Origin of the sequence: Actinomadura logoneensis (assembly GCF_003428695.1) — a bacterium.
Taxonomy (GTDB): Bacteria; Actinomycetota; Actinomycetes; order Streptosporangiales; family Streptosporangiaceae; genus Spirillospora; species Spirillospora logoneensis.
The window spans coordinates 75,056-91,209 of sequence record NZ_QURH01000338.1; the positions used below are offsets into that span (position 1 = coordinate 75,056).

14 protein-coding genes and 2 pseudogenes are annotated in these 16,154 nt (G+C 71.5%); 10 read left to right on the forward strand and 6 right to left on the reverse strand.

Features of this window, described 5'->3' with window-relative positions; genetic code table 11:
* Window positions 1–199: 199 nt before the first annotated feature.
* Complete coding sequence (locus DZF91_RS22520; protein ID WP_117359440.1) at window positions 200–454, reverse strand: hypothetical protein; 255 nt, start codon at window positions 452–454, stop codon at window positions 200–202.
* 165 nt (window positions 455–619) lie between these two features.
* The gene (locus DZF91_RS22525; protein ID WP_117359441.1) at window positions 620–1,654 is read right to left on the reverse strand and encodes an ABC-2 transporter permease; all 1,035 of its coding nucleotides are present in this window, start codon (window positions 1,652–1,654) and stop codon (window positions 620–622) included.
* Between the two features lie 68 nt (window positions 1,655–1,722).
* Here DZF91_RS22525 and DZF91_RS22530 point away from each other — a divergent pair, with 68 nt between their 5' ends.
* Together DZF91_RS22530 and DZF91_RS22535 are read left to right on the forward strand one after the other, a co-directional pair.
* Window positions 1,723–2,163, forward strand: a complete 441-nt coding sequence (locus DZF91_RS22530; RefSeq protein ID WP_199486801.1) for a MarR family winged helix-turn-helix transcriptional regulator — start codon at window positions 1,723–1,725, stop codon at window positions 2,161–2,163.
* A 22-nt stretch (window positions 2,164–2,185) separates the two neighbouring features.
* Window positions 2,186–4,429 (forward strand): molybdopterin-dependent oxidoreductase, encoded by a 2,244-nt coding sequence (locus DZF91_RS22535; RefSeq protein WP_117359443.1) that lies wholly within the window; start codon window positions 2,186–2,188, stop codon window positions 4,427–4,429.
* Window positions 4,430–4,453: 24 nt separating this feature from the next.
* Here the strand turns inward: DZF91_RS22535 and DZF91_RS22540 are convergent, their stop codons facing one another.
* The gene (locus DZF91_RS22540) at window positions 4,454–4,957 is read right to left on the reverse strand and encodes a hypothetical protein (protein WP_117359444.1); all 504 of its coding nucleotides are present in this window, start codon (window positions 4,955–4,957) and stop codon (window positions 4,454–4,456) included.
* Between the two features lie 523 nt (window positions 4,958–5,480).
* Between DZF91_RS22540 and DZF91_RS22550 the strand changes: the two are divergent.
* A pseudogene (locus DZF91_RS22550) lies at window positions 5,481–5,864 on the forward strand (response regulator transcription factor); the annotation flags it as partial.
* A gap of 146 nt (window positions 5,865–6,010) precedes the next feature.
* The gene (locus tag DZF91_RS22555; RefSeq protein WP_117359445.1) at window positions 6,011–6,532 is read left to right on the forward strand and encodes a YbaK/EbsC family protein; all 522 of its coding nucleotides are present in this window, start codon (window positions 6,011–6,013) and stop codon (window positions 6,530–6,532) included.
* A gap of 18 nt (window positions 6,533–6,550) precedes the next feature.
* Here DZF91_RS22555 and DZF91_RS22560 read toward each other — a convergent pair whose 3' ends face one another.
* Window positions 6,551–7,132 carry a MarR family winged helix-turn-helix transcriptional regulator gene (locus tag DZF91_RS22560; RefSeq protein WP_117359446.1) on the reverse strand — a complete coding sequence of 194 codons (582 nt, stop codon included), beginning with the start codon at window positions 7,130–7,132 and terminating at the stop codon, window positions 6,551–6,553.
* A 165-nt stretch (window positions 7,133–7,297) separates the two neighbouring features.
* Between DZF91_RS22560 and DZF91_RS22565 the strand changes: the two genes are divergently transcribed.
* Entirely contained in the window at window positions 7,298–7,762 is a 465-nt protein-coding gene (locus tag DZF91_RS22565; protein WP_235834476.1) for a DoxX family protein, read from the forward strand.
* A gap of 441 nt (window positions 7,763–8,203) precedes the next feature.
* Window positions 8,204–9,598: an alpha,alpha-trehalose-phosphate synthase (UDP-forming) gene (locus DZF91_RS22570; protein ID WP_456236652.1), complete on the forward strand. Its 1,395-nt coding sequence runs from the start codon at window positions 8,204–8,206 to the stop codon at window positions 9,596–9,598.
* Between the two features lie 155 nt (window positions 9,599–9,753).
* On the opposite strand, the gene DZF91_RS22575 is transcribed toward DZF91_RS22570, so the two are convergent.
* Window positions 9,754–10,362: an ATP-binding protein gene (locus DZF91_RS22575; RefSeq protein WP_117359448.1), complete on the reverse strand. Its 609-nt coding sequence runs from the start codon at window positions 10,360–10,362 to the stop codon at window positions 9,754–9,756.
* Between the two features lie 226 nt (window positions 10,363–10,588).
* On the opposite strand from DZF91_RS22575, the gene DZF91_RS22580 reads away from it, so the two are divergent.
* From DZF91_RS22580 to DZF91_RS22590, 3 genes are all read left to right on the forward strand, one after another.
* Entirely contained in the window at window positions 10,589–10,816 is a 228-nt protein-coding gene (locus DZF91_RS22580) for a DUF397 domain-containing protein (RefSeq protein WP_199486802.1), read from the forward strand.
* A 384-nt stretch (window positions 10,817–11,200) separates the two neighbouring features.
* Window positions 11,201–12,754, forward strand: coding sequence for an acyl-CoA synthetase (locus DZF91_RS22585; protein WP_117359450.1), 1,554 nt, complete (start codon window positions 11,201–11,203; stop codon window positions 12,752–12,754).
* A gap of 113 nt (window positions 12,755–12,867) precedes the next feature.
* On the forward strand, window positions 12,868–13,632 hold the full coding sequence (locus DZF91_RS22590) for a dienelactone hydrolase family protein (protein WP_117359451.1): 765 nt from the start codon (window positions 12,868–12,870) through the stop codon (window positions 13,630–13,632).
* Between the two features lie 175 nt (window positions 13,633–13,807).
* Here DZF91_RS22590 and DZF91_RS22595 read toward each other — a convergent pair whose 3' ends face one another.
* Complete coding sequence (locus DZF91_RS22595; RefSeq protein WP_235834477.1) at window positions 13,808–15,280, reverse strand: DHA2 family efflux MFS transporter permease subunit; 1,473 nt, start codon at window positions 15,278–15,280, stop codon at window positions 13,808–13,810.
* A gap of 438 nt (window positions 15,281–15,718) precedes the next feature.
* Between DZF91_RS22595 and DZF91_RS22600 the strand changes: the two are divergent.
* A pseudogene (locus DZF91_RS22600) lies at window positions 15,719–16,154 on the forward strand (serine protease); the annotation flags it as partial.

The following is a 16,154-nucleotide window of genomic DNA, read 5'->3' on the forward strand; positions in this document are numbered from 1 at the left end:
CACGCCGCCTACAGCGTGCATGCCGGAAGTGGGTCGAGCAACTGTTGACTGAGTTTACTCAGAGCGGGTGGAGAGGCTGCCAGGGGGTGGACCGGCGGCACCGCGCCAGGCTACGGCCCCGGTGGGGGCGGCCAGGGGGGTTGGCGCGCGCGCCGAAACGGCTCGCTGAGGCGCTCTCAGATCAGGTGGAGGGCGGCGGTCAGGCGGGGATGGGGCCGCCGTCGGATTCGTCTTTGGGGTTGGGGTTCTGTTCCAGGTACTCGTCGTCCGGCCAGAGGTCGTCGGCGAGCCAGGCGAGGTACTCCTCGTCGCCCGGGTCGAGCTCGGCGGTCATGGACTCGGGGTAGGCGGGCGGCGGCTCGGGGGTGCGCGGCGGCATGGCGCGGAGGAGGCGCGGCAGGCACAGGGTGGCGAAAAGGCCGGCGAGCGTGGCAAGGACCAGAGCTGCGATCAACCCCTGCCGTCCTTCCGTGCGTAAGGAGCAAAACACTTGAACGCTACTAGAGGCACCTATCGGACGTCGGGACGACATGCCGCGCGTGGAGAGTGATCTTGCGAAGTTTCACCGGGGTTGGAACATGCCGCGGCCCCCGACCGGAATCGGGGGCCGCGGGAGGCGTCAGGCCGGTAGGGCCTCTTCCAGTTCCTGTTCGAGGTCGTCGCGCGTCGGGATCGGCCTCGGGGTGGTGCGGGTGCGGGCCTCGTACAGGGCCGCGAGGCCGATGAGGACGACGCCCGCCAGGAGCCACAGCGCCAAGGTGAGCAGGTGGCCGCCCAGCGCGTGGTCGCCGAAGTAGACGACGCTGCGGACGCCCTCGACGAAGCCCGCGCCCGTCCAGAAGGAGTGCAGGGAGGCGAAGAAGCCGTTCTGCAGTTCGGGACGGAAGACGCCGCCGGCGGTGGTGAAGTTCAGCATCACGAACAGGACCATCATCGCCAGCATCGTGAAGCGCTTGAGGAAGGTGTGCAGGCCGACGCCGATCAGCAGGATGCCGGTCGTGTACAGGACGGCCATCCCGAACAGCGCGGGCAGGTCGTGGTCGACGAGATGGAAGACGGGCCCCGCGAGCAGGGTGCCGATGGCGCTGACGACCACGCCCGTCCCGACGGCGATCAGGGCGCGCAGGCGCATGCGGAGGGGCGCGCCCGCGCCGCCGATCGCGGCGACCGAGGTGTAGGAGCCGATGCTCAGCGCGACGAGCAGGAAGAACAGGCCCTGCGCGGTGGGGTCGCCCTTGGCCGGAGGGGCGACGTCGGTGACCTTGAGCGGGGCGTGCTGCGCGGACGCGACGTCCGTGAACACCTTCTGGACGACGGTCGCGGTGGTGTCGGAGCCCGCCGAGGCCACCAGGAGCTCGGGGGAGCCGGGGACGTACGCGCCGAAGATCTTCTGGTCCTTGAGCTGGGCGACCGCGGTGTCGCGGGCCGGGACGGTCCGGACGTCGAGGGCGTCGCCTGCCCTGTCCTTCAGGGACTGCGCGAGGACCTGCGTCTGGGGGCCGCTTCCGACGACCGCGACGCGGAGCTCGTGCGGCTCCGGCTGGTGGAACGCGCCCAGGTAGGCGAGGCCCATGCCGACGCACATGATCAGCGGGACCAGCAGGTGGCCGAAGAGGTGGCGCAGCGTGGCGCGCGTGTCGACCGAGCTCGTCATGGTCCTCCCGTTCGAGTGAGTTGCAAAGTACAACTTCCGATAAGTTGTACTCTACAACCATGAATGGGGTGACGGAACGTGACGGTGGACACGCCCGGGACGAGGCGCTGGAAACGATCCGCTGGGAGCTGACGGCGCTGGCCCGGCGCGCGCGGGCGGTCGCCGGGCGCTCGCACCCGGAGCTGAGCCTCGTCGCCTACAGCCTGCTCAGCCATCTGTCCGAGACCGGAGGGTGCCGCGCGGTCGATCTCGCCGACTACTTCCTGCTCGACAAGTCCACGGTCAGCCGCCAGGTCGCCGCGCTCGAACGGCTCGGCCTGGTCGAGCGGCACGCCGATCCGGCGCGTGGGCGCGGTCAGCGGCTCGTGCCGACCGAGGCGGGGAGCGCGCTGCTGGAGGACGCCGTCCGCCGTCGGCACGCGGCGATCATCGAGCGGCTCCAGGACTGGTCGGACGACGATCTGGCCCGGTTCGCCGAATACCTGGTCCGTTACAACGCGGCCGAATGACCCATGGAGCAGAATCGGTCCCATGGCAGAAGCAGTCACTTACTGTCGTATCTGCGAACCGCTCTGCGGCCTGACGGCGACCGTCGAGGACGGCGCCGTGACCGCTATCCGCGCCGACCGGGCCCATCCGCTCTCGCGCGGCTTCGCCTGCCCGAAGGGCGTCGCGATGACCGAGGTCCAGAACGATCCGGACCGGGTCGTCCACCCCCTGCGGCGCACTCCGGACGGTGAGTTCGAGCGCGTGACCTGGGACGAGGCGCTGGGCGACATCGCGCGGCGGCTGACCGCCCTGCGGCGCGGGCACGGCGGCGACTCGATCGGCTGGTACTTCGGGAACCCGGCCACCTTCTCCTACACGCATCCGCTGTGGCTGAACGGTTTCATGCGCGCGCTCGGCTCCCCGCACCTGTATTCGGCGGGCTCGCAGGACACCAACAGCCGGTTCGTCGCGAGTGCCCTGCTCTATGGCGCGCCGCACCTCGTCCCGCTGCCGGATATCGACCGGACCGATTTCCTGCTGATGCTGGGCGCGAACCCTCTCGTGTCGCACGGCAGCCTGGTGAGCGTTCCGCGCATCCGGGAAAGCCTGAAGGGGATCGTCAAGCGGGGCGGACGCGTCGTCGTCGGAGATCCGCGCCGCACCGAGACCGCGCGGGCCTTCGAGCACCTGCCGATCACGCCGGACGGCGACGCCTGGCTCCTGCTGTCCCTGCTCCACGTCCTCTTCGAGGACGGTCTGGCCGACCTCGACACGTGCGTCCGGCAGGCACGGGGCCTCGCGACTCTGCGGGGTCTCGTCCGCGACTTCTCACCCGAACGGACGGCGCCGAACAGCGGCGTCGCCCCCGAGACCGTGCGGCGACTGGCCCACGACCTCGCGACCGCGCCGCGTGCCGTCGTTTACGGACGGACCGGAACCTGCCTCGGCGTGCACGCCACGCTCGTCGCCTTCCTCATCGACGCCGTCAACGCCGTCACCGGCAACCTGGACCGTCCGGGCGGCGCGGTCTTCGGCGAGTCGCCGCTTCCCGTGGACGAGATCGTCAGGCTGTCCGGCCTCGGCACGTACGGGCGCACGCACTCGCGCGTCGGCGGCTTCCCGGACGTCCTCGGCACCTTCCCGGCGGGCGTCATGGCCGAGGAGATCACCACGCCCGGCCCCGGACGGATGCGCGCGCTGATCGTCTCGGCGGGCAACCCGGTGCTGTCGGTGCCCGGCGCGACCGCCCTCGACGCCGCGCTGGACGAGCTCGACCTGCTGGTCTGCATCGACCTCTACGTCAGCGAGACCGGCCGCAAGGCGGACTACGTGCTGCCCGCGACGACCTTCCTCGAACGCGAGGACTTCCCGCTGCCCTTCCTCCAGAATCACCTCACCCCCTTCGTCACCTGGACCGAGGCCGTCGTCCCGCCGCGCGGCGAGGCCCGCCAGGAGTGGGAGGTGATCGACGAGCTCGCCCGGCGGATGGGGCTCGGGATCGGCGCGCTCGGGCCGCAGCGGCTCGCGCACCGGCTCGGCCTGCGGCCGTCCCCGCGCCTGATGGTGGACGCGCTGCTGCGTTCCGGGCCGCGCGGTGACCTGTTCGGCCTGCGGCCGGGCGGGCTGAGCCTCCGGAAACTCCGCGAACACCCGCACGGGATCGTCCTCGCCGACCATCAGCCGACCGGACGGCTTCGCCGCCGCATCACCCACCGCGACCGGCGCGTCAATCTCGCCCCGGACGAGATCGCCGCCGAGATCGCACGCCTGCGGGCGACCCCGCCCCCGCCCGCGGACCTGCCGCTCCGCCTGATCGGCCTCCGCGAACCACGCTCACACAACTCCTGGATGCACAACACGCCGTCCCTCATGCGCGCCCGTACGCACACCGCGCGCCTGCATCCGCGGGACGCCGAGCGCCACGGCCTGGCGGACGGCGCGCTCTGCGAGATCACGTCCGCGCATGGGACGATCCGGCTCCCCGTCGCGATTACGGACGAGGTCACGCTCGGTGTCGTGGCCGTCCCGCACGGCTGGGGCCACGAGGGCGGCGGGTGGCGTCTCGCGACCGCGAACGGCGGGGCGAACGTCAATGTCCTCGCCTCACCCGACCCGGATGACCTGGAGAAACTGGCCGGTATGGCGCGGCTGAACGGCATTCCGGTGAAGGTGGGGGCCGTGGTGCGGGAATCGAACACGGAGGACGGCGGGGCACCAACCGAGCCCCAGGTTTCGGACACTGGGAATTCGCGTCAACCAGAGTCCGAAACCGACCTTCTTGGTTAACTCTTTACCTTTGTCTATTGATCGTCAGCAAAGCGGATCGGAGTCGTTCTCGACGTCCAGACCGACCACCGAGGCGCATCCGGTGCAGATCCACTCGGCCACCACCGCCTCGGGGTCGGCGCCGAGACCGAGCGCGTGGTACGGCTCGGCGACCGGGCGGCGGCGCATGCCGTGGCCGCAGGTCGAGTGCAGCAGGCGCCCGCAGCGGGGGCAGGGCCACACGTCCTCCCGGCGCAGCAGGCAGCTCGGGCAGTGCGGGACCTCGCTGAGGTCGAGCATTCCGAGCTCGTGCCGCCACTGCTGCTCCAGCTCCAGGTAGTCGTCGGCGGGCCAGTGGTGGTCGGCGAGCCAGGCCAGGTACTCCTCCGCGGCCGGCTCCAGCTCGGCGGTCAGCGACTCCGGATGCCCGTCGAGCGCGGCCCCGTCCACCGCGCCCGCCGCGGCCTCCGGTTTCGGGCGGGGCGTGGCGGACCGCAGCGCGGCCAGCAGCGCGAGCAGGCCGGCGATCACGATCACGGCCAAGACCATCGCGGAATCCTTTCATGATCGTGTTGCGGGGAAGTCGGATCATGAATTCACTTCACAAAGCCGAGCAGACGCTATCGGAAAGAGTGTTATCGGAAAAGTCGATCACAGGGCCGCGGAAATGACGATCTCGCCGACGCGATGACCGAAACCCTGATCATCTACGTCCTTAACCCGGCAGCCGACGCCGAGGAGACGCGGCGACCGGAAAGATCCCCGGCCGGGAGGTGGTTCTCCGCAGGATGCGGGGCGCGGAGTCCCTGCGGGGAGTGGGCGGTGCACCTCATGGTGGCCCGCCACCCCGGTTCCCAGGGTTCTCACCGATGAACACGACGGGATGGACCGTTGCCGCGACCGCCGCCACCGACGGCGGCGGCATCACCGGCTGGGCCATCGACCTCATGGAACGCCTCGGTGCGCCGGGAGCCGGTCCGGCGATCGCCCTGGAGAACCTCTTCCCGCCGCTGCCCAGCGAGGTGATCCTGCCCCTGGCGGGGGTTCACGGCCGCACGCGGCGACATGAACCTGGGCCGCCGAACTGCTCACCTCCAGCGCGAACGGCGTCGCTACCTGCTGAAGGACCGCGTCGCGCAGGTGGACGAGTTCCTGGACGCCCTCGACCGCGTCCACGCGGGAGGAGCGGCGTTCGACCCGGAGGTCGTCCGGCGGCTCCTGGCGGGCGCCGACCGGGAGGGCGCGGACCCCGCTCGCCGGTCTCACGCCGCGCGAGCGCGACGTCCTGGCCGCGATGGCGGAGGGCCTGACGAACGCGGCGATCGCCGAACGCCTGTACGTGTGGCAGAGCGCCGTCGAGAAGCACGCCAACGCGATCTTCGGGAAGCTCGGCCTGGGTGAGTCGTCCGGTTGCAGCCGTCGTGTCCTCGCCGTCCTGCGCTATCTCGGCGCCTGACCGCGACCTGCGCGCCGCGCCCCGGGACCGGCGCGGCCACACGGCGGGGACACCGGCGGCGGACGCGCCGGAGAACCGTCCGAACGGCCCCTGTTCCTGGCAGGCTGTCCAACACGGAAACCGACCGCGACCGACGGAGGAACGGCATGACCGAAAAGCTCGACTGGATCCCGGCCACGGAGCGTCCCGATCTGCTCGCCGAGCCCGTCGCGGCGGCCATCCAGGACGTCCAGGGGGCGAAGGTCGCCGAGATCGACCCCGAGCTGGCCGACACCGCCGCGTTCTGCGAGCGGTACGAGGGCGTCACGCTCGAGGCCAGCGCGAACTGCGTGGTCGTCGCGGCCAAGCGCGGCGGCGAGGTGAGCTACGCGGCCTGCATGATCCTCGCCACCGACCGGGTGGACGTGAACGGCGTGGTCCGCAAGCACCTCGGCGCGCGCAAGACGTCCTTCGCGCCGATGGCCGAGGCGACGGCCCTGACCGGCATGGAGTACGGCGGCATCACGCCCGTCGGCCTGCCCGCGGACTGGCCGATCCTGGTGGACGCCGCCGTGGCCGAGGCCGCCGAGGTCGTGATCGGCGGGGGAGTGCGGGGATCGAAGCTGCTCGTCCCCGGCAAGTCGCTGGCCGCGCTACCGGGCGCCGAGGTCCTCCCGCTGGCCCAGTAGGGAACGTTCCCGCGGCGCCTAACGCTCGGTGCCGCGCAGGTTGTCGGCGACGCGGGTGAGCGCCGTCCCGAGGACGTCCAGCTCCTCGGGCGACAGGAAGCCGATCATGTGGCGCCGGACGACGCCGCGGTGCCCCGGACGCACCCGGGCGAGCCTCTCCTCGCCCTCGGCCGTGAGCTGGGCCCAGACCGCGCGGCGGTCGGTGGGGCAGGGCGTCCGGCGCACCAGCCCGCGCTGCTCGAGCTGGGTCACCTGGTAGGTCAGCCGGCTCTTGGAGACCATCGCGCGGCGGGCGAGCTCGGTCATGCGCAGCCGCCGATCGTCCGCCTCGCGGAGCGTGACGAGGATTTCGAAGTCGGCGTGGGAGAGCTCGCCGTCCGCCTTGAGTTGCCGCTCGATCTCCTGCTCCAGCAGGTGCGAGGCGGCGAGGAACCCCTTCCAGGCGCGCAGTTCGGACGGCGCGAGCGGCGTCCCGTCCGCGTCGGTCTCGGGCTCGGGCTGGGGAGCGGTTTCGGCGCGGGTCTCCGCGCCCGTCTCGGGGGAGGGGGCGTCGGCGGAGGCGGAACGGTCGGAGGGGCCGGAGCCGTCGGGGCGGAACATGAATCCGATTCTATTCAGTTCAGATTTGAATCATTCCCCCGGGAGTGTTAGTACAGGTTTGAACGATCGTGTTCCCCCCGCCACGCCTGGGCGGCATGTTCTCCGGCATGTCCGCCACGACCGCTGCCCGGACGCCCGTCCGGGCGACCCCGCGAAGGAGCTCCCGTGTACCTGTCCCGCAGATTCCCCGCGCTGTCCGACGCCGGGCTGCTGCTCGGCCGCCTCGTCCTCGGCGTGGTGTTCATCGCGCACGGCTGGCAGAAGTTCCACCACTACGGGCACGCCAACGTCACGAAGATGTTCGACGGCCTGGGCATCCCGCTGCCGAGCCTCGCCGCCTTCTACGCCACCTGGGTGGAGCTGGCCGGCGGCGTCGCCCTCATCGTGGGCGTCCTGGTCCCGCTCGTCGGCCTCCTGCTGTTCGCAGACATGGCGGGCGCGCTCTGGTTCGCCCACTCCGACCACGGCTTCTTCTCCGAGAAGGGCGGCTACGAGTACGTGCTCGTGCTCGGCGTCCTGTCCCTGCTCGTCGCCCTCGCCGGTCCGGGACGGCTGTCCCTGGACGCGCTGCTCGGCGGTGCCCTGAAGAGGGAGGCCGTCCGCGACGAGCGCAGGCCCGTCGGGGTCTGACCGCTTGGAGGACCGGTAGCCGACCGGAACGCCGTCCCGGGCGAGTGCGGGCGCCCGGCGGCGACGGCGATCGGTTCAGGGCCCGGATCCGGACGGCGGGGCCGGATCCGGGCCCGTTCCATGCCCTCGCCCGCCGTCCCGGCCTCGGAAGCGCAGCCGCCCCGGCCTCGGGCGCGCCCGCCGTTGGCTCCGCCGGGGCATCCGCTCCTCGCCGCCTCTGTGGGCCCGGTCACGGCCGCGGCCCGGTGCCCGCTCTCGTAATCGGTGTTCCGTCCTGTTCCCGGTGTCGTGTCGCGCGAAGAATGGCCAGGTAGAGACCCGTATGATGCGGTCTTGTGATCATGTGCCCGCGTGACCCGCTCCCTCGCGGGTAGAGCAGTGGTGATCACACCGATCACTGGAAAGGCAGGTCGTGGGGTGTCACGCGCTAGCGAGTTCGTTGTGGTGGCCAATCGCCTCCCTGTGGACCGGGTCGTCGGCGAGGACGGGGAACCGTCCTGGCGGCGCAGCCCCGGCGGACTGGTCAGCGCCATCGCGCCGTTGATGCGTCGCCGGCACGGGACGTGGATCGGCTGGGCCGGAGCGCCCGACGAGCGGCTCGAGCCGTTCGAGGAGGACGGCATGTCGCTCGTCCCCGTCCATCAATCGGCGGAGGACATCAGGCTGTACTACGAAGGATTCTCCAACGCCACGCTGTGGCCCCTCTATCACGACGTCGTCGCGCCGCCGGTCTACGACCGGACGATGTGGGACGCGTACGTCCGCGTCAACGAGCGCTTCGCGGAGGTGACCGCCAAGGTCGCCGCCAAGGACGCTGTCGTCTGGATCCAGGACTACCAGCTCCAGCTGGTGCCCGCGCTGCTCCGCCGCCTCCGGCCGGACCTGCGCATCGGCTTCTTCCTGCACATCCCGTTCCCGCCGCTGGAGCTGTTCTGGCAGATGCCGTGGCGGAGGCAGATCCTCGAGGGGCTGCTCGGCGCGGACCTGGTCGGCTTCCAGCTGCCCGGCGCCGCGCAGAACTTCGTCCGGCTGTGCCGGCGCCTGCTGGACGCCCGCACGTTCAAGCAGGACGTCTTCTGGGAGGGGCGGACCGTTCGTGCCCGCGCCTTCCCCATCTCCGTGGACGCCGACGAGCTGGGCGGGCTCATCGCCGACCCGGACGTCCGCCGCCGCGCCGCCGAGATCCGCGAGGACTTCGGGGACGCCAAGCTGCTGCTCGGCGTCGACCGGCTCGACTACACCAAGGGCATCACCCAGCGCCTGGACGCGTTCGGGGAGCTGTTCCGCGACGGCGAACTGCGCCCGGGGGAGGCGGCGTTCATCCAGATCGCCACGCCCAGCCGCGAGCGCGTCGAGCAGTACCAGCTGCTCCGCGACCAGATCGAGCAGCAGGTCGGGCACATCAACGGCGAGCACGGCGAACTGGGCACGACGGTCGTCCACTACCTGCACACGTCCTATGACCGGGCCGAACTCGCCGCCCTCTTCCTCGCGGCGGACGTCATGGTCGTCACCCCGCTGCGGGACGGCATGAACCTGGTCGCCAAGGAGTACGTGGCCTGCCGTGAGGACCTGGGCGGCGCGCTGGTCCTGAGCGAGTTCGCGGGTGCGGCGGCCGAGCTGAAACGCGCCTACCAGGTCAACCCCTACGACATCGACGGGTTGAAGAAGGCGCTGCTGGACGCCCTGCGGGACGACCCGGCGGAGCAGAGCCGCCGGATGCGGGCGATGCGGCGACGCGTCCTGGAGCACGACGTGGACCGCTGGGCCCGCGACTTCCTCGCCGCGCTGGAGGAGCCGACCCCGACCACGGCGATCGCGCGCGAGGCCGTCTGACCTGGTCGACGGCCCCGCTCTTGACCTCGTCCGCGCCTGATCCCCCGCGCGTCCGAGGCCCACGACGCCGTTGAGGGCGTGTCGTCCGAATTTCGGGCGACACGCCCTTCTTTCCTTACCGGGCCGAAACCGGACAGTGCTGCGGGCTCCGAGCGTCAGGACGCGAGGCTGAACGCGGCCCAGACCGCCTTGCCGCCCGTGGTGAGCGGCGCCCATCCCCACGCGTCGCTGAGGCCCGCGACGACCATGAGGCCGCGGCCGTCCTCGCCGAAGGAGTCGTCGCACGGGGCCAGGGCCGGGACGCTGCCGCCCGGGTCGGTCACGGTGACCACCAGGCGACGCGGGTGACCGAGCAGCACCAGCTGTATCGGACGCGACTTAATGCTGTTTCCGGACGCTTCCACCCCGTGGCGAAGCGCATTGGTGACGAGCTCCGAGACGGCCGTCAGGACGTCGGAGGCGTCGCCGGGCAGTCCCCACTCCGCCAGTGCCTCGCGGGTGAACGCACGGGCCGTACGGGGCGCCGTGGGGTCCGCCGCCAGCACCTTGCGCGCGGTGCGCGGGCTTCCCTCGTGCGGAGTCGGCCACAGGCCCGCGTAGCCGGTCGGCACGGACGGATCGCTGTGCCGTGTCGGCACCGGGACCCGGTCCCCGTCGGCGGCGCCGTCGGGCGCCCCGGGGCGCGGAGCGGCGTACGGCCGGTCCAGGGGCCGCCGGCCCCGCTCGACGGAAGCCGCGAGGTCGTCGGCCTGGTCAACGAACATTGGCAACCCCAGGGGCGTACGGACGGGACGGGTGCGAGCGTTCGCTATCTTGCTCCTCACGTCGTGCAGATGCAAGACCGTATGCAAGCACGGATGCAAGGCCATACGCACACTCAAATGCACGTGCATTTCGTATAGTCGCTCTCGGGGCCGGTCCGGTACCGGGGGCGGGGGCAGATGGGCCCGTCCTCGGGGGCGGGCCACGATTCCAGCAAGGGGGCTCATGATGGACGGCGAGTCAGTGCCGACCGTCTTGCGCGAACGGCTCGACTGGCAGAAGAGCCGGCGCAGCAATCCGAACGGCAACTGCGTGGAACTGGCGGAGCTGCCGACGGGGGACATCGCGGTCCGCAACTCCCGCTACCCGGAGGGGCCGATCCTCGTGTACACGCGCGCGGAGGTGGAGGCTTTCGTGGGCGGGGCCAAGGACGGGGACTTCGACCACCTCGTCTGAGCGCCGGGGCCGCGTTCCGCCGCCCGGTCCGGAACCGGCCCTATCCCGGCAGTCCCTCGTCCCTCTTCTTCCTCCTCCTTTCTCCCTCTTCTTCGACGGGCCGGACGAGCCCGTCCAGTCCACGTGAAACAGGCGGCACGCCGACGCGCCACGACCCGGCGGCCCGCCGTCTCCCTCTCCGACCGCCCGTCAGCCCCGGCGGCCCGTCCGCCGCCCTCTCCGCAGGCTGTCCCACCGACGCCTTCACAGGCCGCGCTGCCGCCTCTCTTCAGCCACCTGCCGCGACTGGTCCGGCGTTCGCCCCTTCCCCGTGCTCAACGGACCGGCAGCGGGGATACCGAATCGCATTCCATCCGGGATGCGGGACGGGTACCGTCCGATGGCATGCACCTGGGGCAGATCGCCGCGCAGACGCCCGACAAGCCCGCCGTGATCATGGCGGGTTCCGGCCGGGTCCTCACCTTCCGGCAACTGGACGAGGAGTCCAACCGCCTGGCGCGGCTGCTCGCCGCCGCCGGACTGCGTCCCGGCGACCACATCGCCTTCATGCTGGAGAACCATCCGCTGTTCCTCGCGGTCGCGTGGGCCGCGCAGCGCTCCGGCCTCTACTACACCGCCGTCAGCTCCCGGCTCCAGCCCGACGAGCTGGCCTACATCGTCGGCAACTGCGAGGCGAAGGCGTTCATCACCAGCGCCGCGCTCGCCGACCGCGCCGCCGCCGTCCCGCCCGAACCCGTCCCGCATGTCACGGTCAGGCTGATGCTGGACGGCACCGCGCCCGGCTTCGACTCCTATGAGGAACGCGTCGCCGCGCATCCGCCGACGCCGCTGCCCGAGGAGCTCGAGGGCGCGGACATGCTCTACTCCTCCGGCACGACCGGACGTCCCAAGGGGGTGAAGCCGCCGCTCCCGCTCGCTCCGGCCGGGACGCCCTCGGGGCTGTACCGGCTGATCACACTGCTGTTCCAGCCGGACGCCGACTCGGTCTACCTGTCACCCGCGCCGCTGTACCACGCGGCCCCGCTGCGCTACAGCCTCAACTTCCACCGCTGCGGTTCGACGGTCGTGGTGATGGAGAGGTTCGATCCGGAGGCGGCCCTCGCCGCGATCGAACGGTACGGCGTCACGCACGCCCAGTGGGTGCCGACCATGTTCATCCGGATGCTCAAACTGCCCGAGGACGTCCGCGCGCGCTACGACCTGTCGTCGCTGCGGTGCGCCGTCCACGCCGCCGCGCCCTGCCCGGTGCAGGTCAAGGAGCGGATGCTCGACTGGTGGGGCCCGATCGTCCACGAGTACTACGCGGCCACGGAGGGCAACTGCTTCGTCTACGCGAGCCCGGCGGACTGGCTGGCGCACAGGGGCACCGTCGGCCGTCCGCTCCTCGGCACGGTGCACGTGTGCGACGAGGAGGGCAACGAACTGCCGTCCGGCCGGGACGGCACGCTGTACTTCGGTGACGGCGGCTCGTTCGAGTACCACGGCGATCCGGTCGAGACCGCCGCGTCCCGCGACCCGTGGGGCCACGGGTGGACGACCCTGGGCGACGTCGGCCACGTGGACGGGGACGGGTTCCTCTACCTCACCGACCGGCGCTCCCACATGATCATCAGTGGCGGCGTGAACATCTATCCGCAGGAGGCGGAGAACGTCCTCGCCCTCCATCCGGACGTCGCGGACGTCGCCGTCATCGGCGTCCCGGACGAGGAGATGGGGGAGGCCGTCAAGGCGGTCGTCCAGCCGGTCGATCGGGAGCGGGCGGGACCGGGGCTGGAGGCCGAGCTCATCGCCTACTGCCGCGAGCGCCTCGCCCACTACAAGTGCCCGCGTTCGGTCGACTTCCGCGACGAACTCCCGCGGCACCCCACGGGCAAGCTCTACAAGCGCCTGCTGAAGGACGAGTACTGGAAGGGGCGCACGCCCACCGGCGCGGCGTGACGCGCTACGGCGCGGCGTCCGTGGGGAGGCGCGGGCATGACCGCCCGGGTAACGGGCTCTGCTCACGGCGGAACGGCGTGCCTCGGAGCGTCCGCGGCGAGCATGATCTCCGCATGACCCGAGAGATCACCGCACGACAGGCCGAGATCGAGGTCGGCGAGTCCGGCCGGATGACCGTCTACCTGGCCCGCCCGGACGACTCGGCGGCGCGTCCCGTCGTGCTCGTCGGGTCCGAGCTGTGGGGCCTCACCGGCGAGGTGCGCGCCATGGTCCGCGAGGTCGCGGAACTGGGGTACGTCGCGATCGCGCCCGACATCTACCACCGCTCCGGTACCGAGGGCGCGACCGGGATGGAGGAGAACGACGCGAACCGGCAGCGGGGGTTCGCGATGATCGAGCGGCTTCGGCGGGAGGAGGTCGAGGCCGACCTACGGGCCGCGCTCTCGTACGCCAGGGACGAGGCGCACGGTGGTGAGAAGGCGGGCGCGCTGGGCTTCAGCCTCGGCGGCCACGTCGCCTTCTTCGGGACGAGCCGCCTCGGACTGGACGCCGCCGCCATCTACTACCCCGGCTGGCTGACGCTCGACGGGATCGCGCTCAGCCGTCCCGAGCCGCTTCTGGACGTCACCGCGCGGGAGATCGCCGACGGGGGCGGCAGGGTGCTGCTGTTCTGGGCCGAACTCGACCACGTCATCGACGCCGAGCAGCGGCGGCGGGTCGAGGAGGGGCTTGACGCCGCCGGAGCGCGCTTCGAGTCCGTCGTCTATCCCGGAGCGAAGCACGCGTTCTTCTTCCCCGGCCGCGAGATGTACGACAAGTCCGCCGCCGAGGACTCCTGGACCCGCGTCCGGGAGCTGTTCGCCGCCGAGCTGGGCTGAGCGCGCCGTCCGGGCCGGGCTGGGCCGGCAGGCCGGGCCGGACCGGACGGAAACGCGGAACGCCCCGCCGTCCGGTCCCTGCGAGGGGGCCGGGCGGCGGGGCGTCCGTATGGCCGGGTCGTGTGACCGGGTCGTGTGACCGGGACCGTTGACCGGGGTCCGTGTGACGGGACCGTCAGTGCATCGGCATCGGGGCGTCCGCGGCCGGGTTCTCGGGCTTGCTGCGCGGCAGGAACAGCGCCGGCAGGAAGGCGAGCAGCAGCAGCGCGGCCGACCACCAGTAGGTGGTCTGGAACGCGTCCGCCATCTTGTGCGGGACCTGCGCCAGCGTCTCCGGCGGCAGCTTGGCGAACGCGGCGGCCTGCTGGGCCTGGTCGCCGCCCGAGGGGAGCCCGCGGTCCTTCAGCTGGGTGGCGAGCAGGACGGCGATGAACGCGGTGCCGATCGAGCCGGCGACCTGCTGGATGATGTTCAGCCCGGTGCTCGCCCGCGGCACCTCGGCGTGCTGGAGGGTCTGCATCGCGGCGGACATCGTCGGCATCATCGTCATGCCCATGCCCATGCCCATCACGAACAGCGCGCCGCCGAGACCCCAGAACGAGGAGTCCGGGGTGATCTGCATGGCGAACGCCGCCACGCCGATGACCACGGTGGCCAGGCCCACCAGGACGACCTTGCCCGGGCCGAGCTTGTCGGTGAGCTTGCCGCCGACCGGCATGGTGATCATCGCGCCGAAGCCCTGCGGGGCCAGCAGCAGACCGGCGTGCAGCGCGTTCTGGTGCCGGATCGACTGGTAGTACAGCGGCAGGATCAGCATCGCGCCGAAGAACGCGCAGGCGAACAGCACCATCGTCCCGGCCGCCGCCGCGACCGAGCGGCGCTTGAACAGCCGCAGGTCGATCAGCGGGGCGGTGTTGCGCTTGCTCAGCGCGTGCAGGGCGAACAGCAGCACCAGGACGGCGCCGCCGACCGTGGTGGCCAGCACGTCCGGGCGGGCGAAGTCGTTCTTCTCCGCCCCGGTCGCCAGGCCGTAGATCAGCGCGGCGAGACCCGGGGACAGCAGCACCAGGCCGAGGAAGTCGAGCTTCTCGCCCTTGCCGGGCTGGTCCTTCTTCAGGATGCGGGCGGCGAGGACGACGGCGACGGCGCCGATCGGCACGTTGATGTAGAAGATCCAGCGCCAGGACACGTCGTCGACGAGGTAGCCGCCGAGGATCGGGCCGAGGATCGGACCGAGCAGCATCGGGATGCCGACGATGCTCATCACCTGGCCGACCCGCTGCGGACCGGCCGCCTGGGTCAGGATCGTCATGCCCGCGGGCATGATCATCCCGCCGCCGAGGCCCTGCAGCACGCGGAACGCGATCAGGGACGGGGCGTCCCACGCGGTGCCCGCGAGCGCCGAGCCCGCCACGAACAGGATGATCGAGATGATGTACAGCCGCTTGGTGCCGAACCGGGACGCGGCCCAGCCGGTGACCGGGATGACCGTGGCGAGCGCCAGCGTGTAGCCGGTGGCGACCCACTGGATCGTGGCCAGGTCGGTCTTGAAGTCTTCGGAGAGATGCCGGAGTGCGACGTTGACGACGGTCACGTCCAGGATGGACATGATCGCGCCCAGGACGACGACCATGGCCACCGCGAGCACGCCGCGGTCGAGACCTCCGCTCGAGGCGCCGGCCTCAGGAGGGCCGTCCGTCGTCCGAGGAGACGCGGGAGCGGTCAAGAGTTCTTCCAATCGTCTGGGCCCGCGCACACGGGCGGCATGAACGGACACGGGATGGTCCGGGGGGATCGACCGCGCCAAAATAGTGCAGTCACTGACACTTTCGCGAACCATTAACTCCGCTGGTTCCCGGAGTATTCCAGTGGCCTACGACACTTCGGGCAGCTCATCTCCTTCCGGGGCGTCCTGACGGGCCACGGAAACTGTGACCTTCGGCACACGGCATCCTCACCTCCGCGAAACCCCGGTGCCGACCTGCGTTGGCGGGGTCCGCGGACCGCCCCGGCCGGATCTCTCCTGAAACATCCGCCGCTCCCGCACCACTACGGGGTGAACGACGATCAGAGAGGAGCCCTGCCGATGAGGCGATGGGCTGGGGCCGCCGCGTTCGCGGTGGTCGTGGCGGCGACGGCCGCGATGGCGCCCGGGGGTGCGACGCCCGCGCTCGCCGGGCCGACGGCCGCGACGGGCGGCCGGGACGAGGTCCTGACGCTGGTGACCGGCGACCGCGTGCACGTGGTGACCGGGGCGGACGGGAGGCGGCTCGTCCGGACGGAGGCCGGGGCGGGACGGAAGGACATCGCCTTCCTCCGGACGGCGCGCGCGGGGGAGCTGTCGGTCGTCCCGGCCGACGCCGCCCCGCTGGTGATGGCGGGCCGGGTCGATCCCGCGCTGTTCAACGTCACCCGGCTGCTGAAGGACGGGTACGGGGACGCGGCCAGGAAGGACATCCCGCTGATCGTCGGCGGGACGCCCGGCGCGCGCGCCGCGGCCCCGGCGGGCGTCGGCGGCGCCC

What these genes read in the sequence shown, in the direction of transcription:
- DZF91_RS22560 (WP_117359446.1), bottom strand. Translation starts at nt 7,132, where the DNA reads ATGTTCCGCCCCGACGGCTCCGGCCCCTCCGACCGTTCCGCCTCCGCC.
- DZF91_RS22585 (WP_117359450.1), top strand. Translation starts at nt 11,201, where the DNA reads ATGCACCTGGGGCAGATCGCCGCGCAGACGCCCGACAAGCCCGCCGTG.
- DZF91_RS22575 (WP_117359448.1), bottom strand. Translation starts at nt 10,362, where the DNA reads ATGTTCGTTGACCAGGCCGACGACCTCGCGGCTTCCGTCGAGCGGGGC.
- DZF91_RS22555 (WP_117359445.1), top strand. Translation starts at nt 6,011, where the DNA reads ATGACCGAAAAGCTCGACTGGATCCCGGCCACGGAGCGTCCCGATCTG.
- DZF91_RS22580 (WP_199486802.1), top strand. Translation starts at nt 10,589, where the DNA reads ATGGACGGCGAGTCAGTGCCGACCGTCTTGCGCGAACGGCTCGACTGG.
- DZF91_RS22590 (WP_117359451.1), top strand. Translation starts at nt 12,868, where the DNA reads ATGACCCGAGAGATCACCGCACGACAGGCCGAGATCGAGGTCGGCGAG.
- DZF91_RS22525 (WP_117359441.1), bottom strand. Translation starts at nt 1,654, where the DNA reads ATGACGAGCTCGGTCGACACGCGCGCCACGCTGCGCCACCTCTTCGGC.
- DZF91_RS22535 (WP_117359443.1), top strand. Translation starts at nt 2,186, where the DNA reads ATGGCAGAAGCAGTCACTTACTGTCGTATCTGCGAACCGCTCTGCGGC.
- DZF91_RS22540 (WP_117359444.1), bottom strand. Translation starts at nt 4,957, where the DNA reads ATGGTCTTGGCCGTGATCGTGATCGCCGGCCTGCTCGCGCTGCTGGCC.